1 protein-coding gene and 1 other annotated feature are annotated in these 1,335 nt (G+C 64.1%); the gene reads left to right on the forward strand.

Annotated elements, in window-relative coordinates:
• Nucleotides 1–65: 65 nt before the first annotated feature.
• A protein-coding gene (locus tag ABD719_RS18615; protein ID WP_425567223.1) for an IS3 family transposase occupies nucleotides 66–1,294 on the forward strand; the annotation gives its coding sequence in 2 pieces (ribosomal slippage) (nucleotides 66–360 and nucleotides 360–1,294; 1,230 coding nt in all).
• Nucleotides 347–461: a sequence feature (AL1L pseudoknot), on the forward strand. Its footprint overlaps the gene before it by 115 nt.
• Nucleotides 1,295–1,335: the final 41 nt, after the last annotated feature.

Genomic DNA, 1,335 nt, shown 5'->3' on the forward strand with positions numbered 1-1,335 from the left:
CGGCAGCAGGTGTGAAGCGTCCCGGGTTTCCCGGAGGCTCCCACTTGTGAGTAGGAGCATTGGAAATGAGCAAGACGACGAACAAGTTTTCACGCGAGGTCCGCGAACGCGCGGTCCGGATGGTGAGCGATCACCGGGCGGATCATCGTTCGGAATGGGATGCGATGGTGTCCATTGCCGGCAAGATCGGTTGCACGGCGGAAACGCTGCGGCGCTGGTGCCGTGACGAGGCCGGTCGGCGCGCAGGACCAGCAGCGATGGCGGACGATGACCGCGCCCGGCTGAAGCTGCTCGAGCGCGAAGTGAAGGAGCTTCGCCGCGCCAACGAGATACTTTGGAAGGCGTCGGCATATTTCGCAATGGCGGAGCTCGACCGCCACGGGCGATAACGATGGCGTTCATCGACGCTCATCGCAAGGAGCTGGGTATCGAGCCGATCTGCCGGGAACTGGCGGTCGCCCCCTCCTCGTATCATCAACATGCCGCACGCCTCGCTGATCCGGGCAAGCGCTCCGGCCGTGCCCGGCGTGACGACGAGTTGAAGGGCCATATCCGGCGCGTTCACGAGGCCAGCTTTGGCCTGTACGGCTCGCGCAAGGTTTGGCGCCAGCTGCTGCGCGATGGCGTCACCATCGCCAAATGCACGGTCGAGCGGCTGATGAAGGCGATGGGGCTGGCCGGTGTCCGACGCGGGAAATCCTGCGTCACCACCGTTCCCGACCGCAAGGCACCGTGCCCGCTCGACAAGGTCAACCGGGAGTTCAAGGTCAAGCGGCCGAACGCGCTGTGGGTCGTGGACTTCACTTACGTCCATAGCTGGGCGGGCTTTGTCTACGTGGTGTTCGTCATCGATGCGTTCGCCCGCCGGATCGTCGGCTGGAAAGTCAGCAGCAGCGCGACCGCGGGCTTCGTGCTGGATGCCCTGGAGCAGGCCATCCATGCCCGTCGCCCCACGGCCAGCGATGGTCTCATCCACCACTCGGACAGGGGCTCGCAATACCTTGCCATGAGCTACACCCAGCGCCTGGCCGAGGCAAAGCTGGTGCCCTCGGTCGGCAGCGTCGGGGACTCCTATGACAATGCCCTCGCCGAGACGATCAACGGGTTGTTCAAGGCAGAAGTCATCTGGCGGCAGCGCTCATGGCCGAGCCGCGCCGCTGTCGAAATGGCGACGCTGCGATGGGTGAACTGGTTCACCAATCATCGCCTCTTCGGACCTATCGGCTACGTCACCCCCGCCGAAGCCGAAACCAACTACTATGCCGCACACAAGGAACTCGATATGGCGGCATGACCCAAACCGAACTGCCTCCGGGAAACCCGGGACGCTTCAGT

Origin of the sequence: Sphingomonas cynarae (genome assembly GCF_039537815.1) — a bacterium.
Taxonomy (GTDB): domain Bacteria; phylum Pseudomonadota; class Alphaproteobacteria; order Sphingomonadales; family Sphingomonadaceae; genus Sphingomonas; species Sphingomonas cynarae.